Below are 7,281 nucleotides of genomic sequence, written 5' to 3'. Positions count from 1 at the left end.
TGTCCCAACGTGCATTAGCCATGCAAAAAGCATGTGAAATTACACCTTCCACGATGGCCGCTGTATTGAACTTAGACGATAATGTGGTAGAAACAATTTGTGCTTCGATTGACGGTGTAGTCGTCGCTGCTAATTATAACTGTCCGGGACAGTTAGTTATCTCGGGTGAATATAAAGCGGTCGAAGCAGCTTGTGAAAAAATGAAAGAGGCAGGTGCAAAACGCGCACTGTTATTGCCTGTAGGAGGCGCATTTCATTCACCAATGATGGAACCGGCTCGTGGAGAGTTGGCTGCTGCAATCGAAGCAACACATTTTAATAATCCGATTTGTCCGGTATACCAAAATGTTCCTGCTTGTGCGGTTCATGATGCGGCGACCATTAAAAAGAATTTGATTCTGCAATTGACCGCGCCTGTAAAATGGACCCAATCGGTACAACAGATGATTGCCGATGGAGCGACTTCCTTTACTGAAGTTGGACCCGGAAAAGTTTTAGTGGGATTAGTAAACAAAATCAATAAAGATATCCCAACAATTTCTGCATAAAATGAAAAAGATACTATTAAGTTTTGCAGTACTCATCGCGTTTGCTTCATGCAAAGAGGAAACCCAAGAAAAATTAGATGCCGCTAAAGACGCATTGACTGAAGAAGTAAAAGAAAATGTAGATTCGGTAACCGCAAAAACAGCAAAGGTTTTGGACTCGACTACAAAGAAAATCAAATCCAAAGTAGATACCGCCTTAGTAAAAGGCGCTATAAAAGTGGAGGAAAAAGCAAAACAAATTAAAGAAGCCGCCAAAAAATAAATTTTTAAAGCCCCATAAATTGGGGCTTTTTTACTTTTAAACGTTAAAATTCATATAATTTTTCATTACAAACAACCCATTGTTTTTTTTTTGGCATTCGATTTGTAATAAGAGTAACTGTTCTTAATTAATAGTAACTCTTAATCCCTTTAAAAAAATGAAAAAAGTAGTGTTAAGCTTAGCGTTAATCAGTGCGTTAACTGTAGTGTCTTGCGACAAAAAAACCGATCAAAAAGCAGAATCCGTAACCGAGGCAGCTGCTGAACAATTAGAAAAAGAAGCAGACACATTGGTAAAAGAAGTGGACTCAACGGTTGAAAAAACCAAAGAAACCATTGAAGAAAACGTAAAAGCCGCAAAAGAAGACCTCAAGTCGGAAGCTGATAAGCTAGGCAAAGCAGGTAAAGAGGCCGTTAAAAACTAAACGGCTGTTTATTTAGTTGTAAAAGGGAAGGGACAAGTCTACTTGTCCCTTTTTATATTTGCTCGTATTTTCTGCTCCCATTTCCATGCACTTGCAAGCGCATCTTCCAAACTTAGCTCGGCTTTCCATCCTAAAACCGAGTTGGCTTTATCCGTACTTGCATAAGCTTCTGTAATATCGCCCTCACGACGACCCACTATTTTGTAATTTAAAGGTTTACCACTTACTTTTTCAAAAGCGCTAATCACTTCCAATACCGAACTTCCTTTACCGGTACCTAAATTAAATACTTCTACATTCGCTTGATTTTGCTTGTCAATTAATCGTTTTAAAGCAACTACGTGAGCCTTGGCTAAATCAACCACATGAATATAGTCACGCACTGCTGTCCCATCGGCTGTAGGATAATCTGATCCAAAAACAGCTAATTGTTCCCGAAGACCAATAGCCGTTTGGGTAATAAAAGGCACTAAATTTTGAGGTATACCCAATGGTAATTCCCCAATTTCTGCAGATTCATGAGCCCCTACTGGATTAAAATAGCGCAATAAAATAGCGTTAATCCCTGTTACTTTTGCCGCATCGCGTATAATCTCTTCACCAATTTGCTTGGTATTCCCGTAGGGTGAAAGTGCTGGCTGTATAGCAGCATTTTCTGTAATTGGCATTTGTTCCGCCTGACCGTAAACCGTACAAGAGGAACTAAAAATAAAATTGGCTTGGGGTAAGTGAGCTAACTCTTGCAATACATAAACTAATGCATTGATATTGTTTTCATAATACAGCAATGGATTCTCAACACTTTCACCTACGGCCTTACTTGCGGCAAAGTGAATCATCCCCACCAAATCATGGTGTTTTTTAAAAAAATGTTGAACAGCTGCTTTTTCTCGTAAATCAATTTGTTCAAATACGAGTTTTTCCCCTGTAATACGTTCAATACCCTCCAAAACTTCAATTGAAGAATTGGATAGATTATCGATGGCAACAACTTCAAAACCTTCATTCTGGAGTTCAACAACTGTATGAGAGCCAATAAATCCTAATCCTCCTGTTACCGCGATTTTCATAATTTCGTTTTTGTAAATTATTTTATTTATTGAACATAGTCCAAAACTGCTGCTGTAATATAGTGAATTTGTTCATCGTCTAATTCGGTATGCATAGGCAATGCAATAACTTCATCTACTAATTGATTGGTCACTGGGAAATCTTCTTCTCGATAACGCGCATCCAAATAGGCCTTTTGTCTATGTAATGGAATTGGATAATAAATCGCACATGGAATACCCATGCTTTGTAAATGGGCTAGTAGTCCGTCGCGTTTCCCATTCAAAATACGAATTACATATTGGTGAAATACATGACAATCACACGACTCACAAATAGTAGGTACCCAAATATTAGGATTAGCGCCTAATGCCATAGAATATTTACGCGCTGCATCTTGACGCGCTTTATTGTAGCGATCTAAATGGGGTAATTTGGCTTTTAAAACCCCCGCTTGTATACTGTCTAAACGTGAATTTACACCAACTACATCATGGTGATACCGTTCGTACATTCCGTGATTGACAATCCCGCGTAATGTATGGGCTAGTGCATCATCATTGGTAAAAATAGCCCCGCCATCGCCATAACATCCTAAATTCTTAGAAGGAAAAAAAGAGGTAGCCCCTACATGACCTATTGTGCCCACTTTGCGTTTCACTCCCGATTTTGAAGTGTAATCGGCACCAATCGCTTGAGCATTATCCTCAATTACAAACAAGTTATGCTCATGCGCAAGTTCCATAATAGCATCCATATTGGCTGCACGACCAAACAAATGTACCGGTACAATCGCTTTTGTTTTTGGAGTAATCGCTTTACGTATACCCGCGATTGAAATATTCATATTGCTCCTATCCACATCAACAAGCACAGGAGTTAATTGCAACAAGGCAATAACTTCAACGGTTGCCGCAAAAGTAAAATCGGCAGTAATAACCTCATCGCCCGGTTGAAGTCCCAAACCCATCATTGCGATTTGCAATGCGTCGGTACCATTGGCACAAGGGATAACGTGCTTTACGCCCAAATACTTTTCCAAATCGGCTTGAAATTGATGCACTAGGGGTCCGTTAATATAGGTCGTTGTATCTAAAACTTCTTGGATGGAAGCATTGACTTCGTCTTTTATTGAATCGTATTGACTTTTTAAGTCAACCATTTGCAATTTTCTCATGGTCTTTTTATATAGCGAAACAAAAGTACACAATTTCTAATTTTAGGATGCAAAAGGCATCGGCTTTTTCGAGAGGTCGTATTCCCGTTTGTGCCAATAGTTTTAAAAAAACCGAATCACTTTCTCATTACGGGTCCAACCACCATGTCTTGTTGATCAAATTCAGCACCATCGTTCGAGAAAATAATTGTACTTTTAGCCCCATAATTCTGAATTCATGTTGTTTCTTTACAATTTATTGGTTCATTGTATACAAGTTCTCCTTCCTCTACCAGCACTTTTCAACCGCAAATTAAACTTGTTTGTTGAAGGTCGAAAAAAGGTATGGAATACGCTAGAAACAAAGTGTCCTGCTTCATCCAAATCCATCTGGTTCCATGCCGCTTCTTTGGGCGAATTTGAGCAAGGCCTACCGGTGATTACCGCAATCAAAAGCGCCTATCCTAACCATATCCTTGTGGTCACTTTTTTTTCACCCTCTGGATATGAAGTTCGCCAAAATACCACTTCAGCCGACGTGACGGTTTACCTTCCTTTAGATACCAAAACCAATGCCCAAAGGTTTATTGCAGCAATACATCCCGAAATGGTTTTTTTCATTAAATACGAATTTTGGCCCAATTACTTAAACGAGTTGCTGCGACTTCAAATCCCGACTTATTTAATTTCTGGTATTTTTCGACCCAATCAGGTTTTTTTCAAATTTTATGGCGGATTTTATCGCAAAGCACTTCGATCATTTACCCATTTTTTTGTTCAAAACGACACCTCAAAAGCGCTATTACAAAATATTGGCTACATCAATTGTACGGTTTCTGGAGATACCCGATTTGACCGCGTGGCATCGCTACTCGAACGCGATAATCGTTTGGACTTTATTGAAACTTTCAAAAATGGAACCCCTACAGTTGTAATGGGAAGTACTTGGCCCAAAGATGAAGAACTGTTGATTTCCTATATCAATCAAACAACCTCGAATGTTAAATTCATCATTGCACCCCATAATATTAAAGCGGAACAAATTGCAAGTTTACAAACCCGTTTACAAAAGCCAACCGTTTTATTTTCTGAAAAAGAAGGCTCCGACCTTTCCTCTTGCGTTGTATTTATTATTGACACTATTGGAATTTTAACCAAAATCTACAGTTATGCCGATATCGCTTATGTAGGAGGTGGATTTGGAAATCCAGGTGTTCATAATGTATTAGAACCTGCAACTTTTGGCATACCTATTGTTGTTGGACCGAATTATAGTCATTTTGCAGAAGCGAAAGCGCTTGTTGGCCAAAATGGATGCCTAAGTATTCAAAATCAAACTGAACTAAATGATGCATTCAATCTATTAATAAACAACGAAGACGAGCGCCATGAAAAAGGGCATATTTGCTCAACTTTCGTTCAAATGAACAAAGGAGCAACCACAACCATTCTTAATTTTATTACCAAAACCCACCCTATTCAATAATTTGTTAGCTATGAAAAACCTCAGACACCTATTTCTGTTTTTATTGATTTGCCTTAACGCAGTAGCGCAGCAAGGCGGAATGTGGTTACCCAATCTTTTAAAAGGGGATCGCGAAACTGAAATGAAAAATTTAGGCATGAAATTAACTGCCGAGCAAATCTATTCCCTAAACAATTCCAGCCTAAAAGATGCCGTTCCGCAATTTGATGGCGGTTGTACGGCTGAAGTGATTTCCGAAAAAGGATTAATCTTAACCAATCACCATTGTGGATTTGATGCAATACAAAACCATTCTTCAGTAGCGCACGATTATTTACGGGATGGATTTTGGGCCTATTCTCTAGAAGAGGAATTAACCAATCCCGACATGGTAGTCACTTTTGTTGTGCGGATAGACGATGTAACAGCTCAAGTTCTAGAAGGCACTGAAGGATTAACCGAAGTAGAAAAACAAAAAAAAATCCAAAGCACGATTGCTGCATTAACCCAATCGTTGCCGAGGGAACCAGGGCAAGATAATCTTATTAAACCCTTTTATGATGGAAACCAATACATTTGTTTTGTAACCGAAACGTTTCGAGACATTCGGTTGGTTGGCGCACCCCCAAGTTCTATTGGTAAATTTGGATCGGATACCGACAACTGGGTTTGGCCAAGACATACCGGCGATTTTTCAATTTTTAGAATTTATGCCGATAAAAACAATCGCCCTGCAAAATATTCAAAAGACAATGTCCCCTACAAACCCAAACACTTTTTCCCCATTTCAATTAGTGACATCAAAGAAAATGACTTTACAATGGTCATGGGCTATCCAGGACGAACCCAAGAATATTTACCCTCATTTGCGGTTGAACAAATTATGAATTCTTTAAATCCGGCGAAGATTGAAGTGCGGGATGCGACCTTAAAAATTCAAGAGCGCTTTATGCGAAAAGACCAAGCCACGAAGATTATGTATGCCTCTAAAAATTCAAGTATTGCTAATGCTTGGAAAAAATGGATTGGAGAAACAAAAGGACTTAAAAAGTCGAATGCTGTAGGGGTAAAACAAAAATTTGAAGCGGCCTTAACCGAGAAAATCCATAAAGCTGGAAAGCAAGCCGAATACGGAATGTTGTTGGCTGATTTTGAAAAAAATTATGCAGCAATTCGCGATTATGCTTTGGCTCGTGATTTATTTTCTGAGGTGGTAACCCGCAATTGTGAGTTATTGCAAAACGGTTATAAATTGTTCCAATTAGAACAATTGTTGACCAATAAAGGAGAACAAGCTTTTAGCGACCGTAAAAATGCACTTTATAAGGGAATTGATGCCTTTTATAAAGAATACAATGTAGAATTGGACCGAAACGTGTTTGAGCAAGTAATTGCAATCTATGCAAATCGTTTACCCAAACAATTTTTACCTAGTTCATTAGAACAATTAAATGCAGCTCAACTAACGGCTGCGATTTACAGCCAGTCAGGAATAACGAGTTTGGAAGGATTTCGCAAGCTATTGGAAGGAGATTCAGCAACTGTTATTGCCAATTTAAATGCGGATAAAGGCTATTTGTTGGCCAAATCCTTAACCGAGATGTACCTCAAATCGGTTGCACCTACTTATGATGCATTGAGTATGAAAAATGCCGCCACACAACGGCAATATATGAAAGCAATAGTAGAATTAAGTCCGAAATCAGACCGTATTTTCCCTGATGCCAATAGTACGTTGCGCGTTACCTTTGGAAAAGTAAAAGGGTATAAACCCGCAGATGGAGTGTATTACCAACCGTTTACAACTTTAGATGGGGTAATGGAAAAATATATTCCGGGCGACTATGAATTTGATGTTCCCCAAAAATTAATTGATTTGTATAATGCAAAAGATTATGGACGTTATGCCAATACGGAAGGCAAATTACCCGTTGCCTTTATTGCTACAAATCATACAACCGGGGGAAATTCGGGTAGTCCAGCCTTGGATGCAGAGGGCAACTTGATTGGGTGTAATTTTGATCGCGTTTGGGAAGGAACCATGAGTGATATTTATTATTCTCCTGATATTTGCCGCAATATTATGGTCGATGCGCGGTATGTATTGTTTATCATTGATAAATTTGCGAATGCACAAAATTTGATTAACGAGCTGAAAATCATTACTCCCAAAAAGAAAAATAAATAATTCGAAAAACCGTTTTTGGCACAGTATTTGATAATATATTGCCGGAATTCAAAGTGCGAATTTTTTAAAAAAATGAGAACATTTGTTTTTGTGATTAAAAAAATTTATATCTTTGCTCCGAATTAATAATTAACCTTTTATAATTAAGTAAGATGAAAAAAGTATTTTTAAGCTTAGCTGTAATTGCT

Annotated in this window: 7 protein-coding genes; 5 read left to right on the top strand and 2 right to left on the bottom strand. The window is 38.4% G+C overall.

Going from position 1 to position 7,281, the window contains the following annotated elements:
- From Q0039_RS06675 to Q0039_RS06665, 3 genes are all read left to right on the top strand, one after another.
- Positions 1-548, top strand: a 548-nt coding sequence (locus tag Q0039_RS06675) for an ACP S-malonyltransferase (RefSeq protein ID WP_297510972.1), incomplete at its 5' end; no start/stop codon positions are given.
- 1 nt (position 549) lies between these two features.
- Positions 550-810 carry a hypothetical protein gene (locus Q0039_RS06670; RefSeq protein WP_297510969.1) on the top strand — a complete coding sequence of 87 codons (261 nt, stop codon included), beginning with the start codon at positions 550-552 and terminating at the stop codon, positions 808-810.
- 157 nt (positions 811-967) lie between these two features.
- Entirely contained in the window at positions 968-1,234 is a 267-nt protein-coding gene (locus Q0039_RS06665; RefSeq protein ID WP_297510967.1) for a hypothetical protein, read from the top strand.
- Positions 1,235-1,272: 38 nt separating this feature from the next.
- Here Q0039_RS06665 and galE read toward each other — a convergent pair whose 3' ends face one another.
- On the bottom strand, positions 1,273-2,304 hold the full coding sequence (gene galE, locus Q0039_RS06660) for a UDP-glucose 4-epimerase GalE (RefSeq protein WP_297510963.1): 1,032 nt from the start codon (positions 2,302-2,304) through the stop codon (positions 1,273-1,275).
- A gap of 26 nt (positions 2,305-2,330) precedes the next feature.
- Positions 2,331-3,461 carry a DegT/DnrJ/EryC1/StrS family aminotransferase gene (locus Q0039_RS06655; protein ID WP_297510961.1) on the bottom strand — a complete coding sequence of 377 codons (1,131 nt, stop codon included), beginning with the start codon at positions 3,459-3,461 and terminating at the stop codon, positions 2,331-2,333.
- Between the two features lie 217 nt (positions 3,462-3,678).
- On the opposite strand from Q0039_RS06655, the gene Q0039_RS06650 reads away from it, so the two are divergent.
- Both Q0039_RS06650 and Q0039_RS06645 read left to right on the top strand, forming a co-directional pair.
- Positions 3,679-4,926, top strand: coding sequence for a glycosyltransferase N-terminal domain-containing protein (locus Q0039_RS06650; RefSeq protein WP_297510958.1), 1,248 nt, complete (start codon positions 3,679-3,681; stop codon positions 4,924-4,926).
- Positions 4,927-4,936: 10 nt separating this feature from the next.
- A complete protein-coding gene (locus Q0039_RS06645) occupies positions 4,937-7,093 on the top strand; it encodes a S46 family peptidase (RefSeq protein WP_297510954.1) in 2,157 nt (718 codons plus the stop codon).
- Positions 7,094-7,281: the final 188 nt, after the last annotated feature.

Origin of the sequence: Flavobacterium sp. (assembly GCF_027484945.1) — a bacterium.
Classification (GTDB): Bacteria; Bacteroidota; Bacteroidia; order Flavobacteriales; family Flavobacteriaceae; genus Flavobacterium.
The sequence above is the reverse complement of the archived record's forward strand: the minus strand, read 5'-3'. Positions and strand labels throughout refer to the sequence as shown.

What these genes read in the sequence shown, in the direction of transcription:
- Q0039_RS06670 (WP_297510969.1), top strand. Translation starts at nt 550, where the DNA reads ATGAAAAAGATACTATTAAGTTTTGCAGTACTCATCGCGTTTGCTTCA.
- galE (WP_297510963.1), bottom strand. Translation starts at nt 2,304, where the DNA reads ATGAAAATCGCGGTAACAGGAGGATTAGGATTTATTGGCTCTCATACA.
- Q0039_RS06655 (WP_297510961.1), bottom strand. Translation starts at nt 3,461, where the DNA reads ATGAGAAAATTGCAAATGGTTGACTTAAAAAGTCAATACGATTCAATA.
- Q0039_RS06645 (WP_297510954.1), top strand. Translation starts at nt 4,937, where the DNA reads ATGAAAAACCTCAGACACCTATTTCTGTTTTTATTGATTTGCCTTAAC.
- Q0039_RS06650 (WP_297510958.1), top strand. Translation starts at nt 3,679, where the DNA reads ATGTTGTTTCTTTACAATTTATTGGTTCATTGTATACAAGTTCTCCTT.
- Q0039_RS06665 (WP_297510967.1), top strand. Translation starts at nt 968, where the DNA reads ATGAAAAAAGTAGTGTTAAGCTTAGCGTTAATCAGTGCGTTAACTGTA.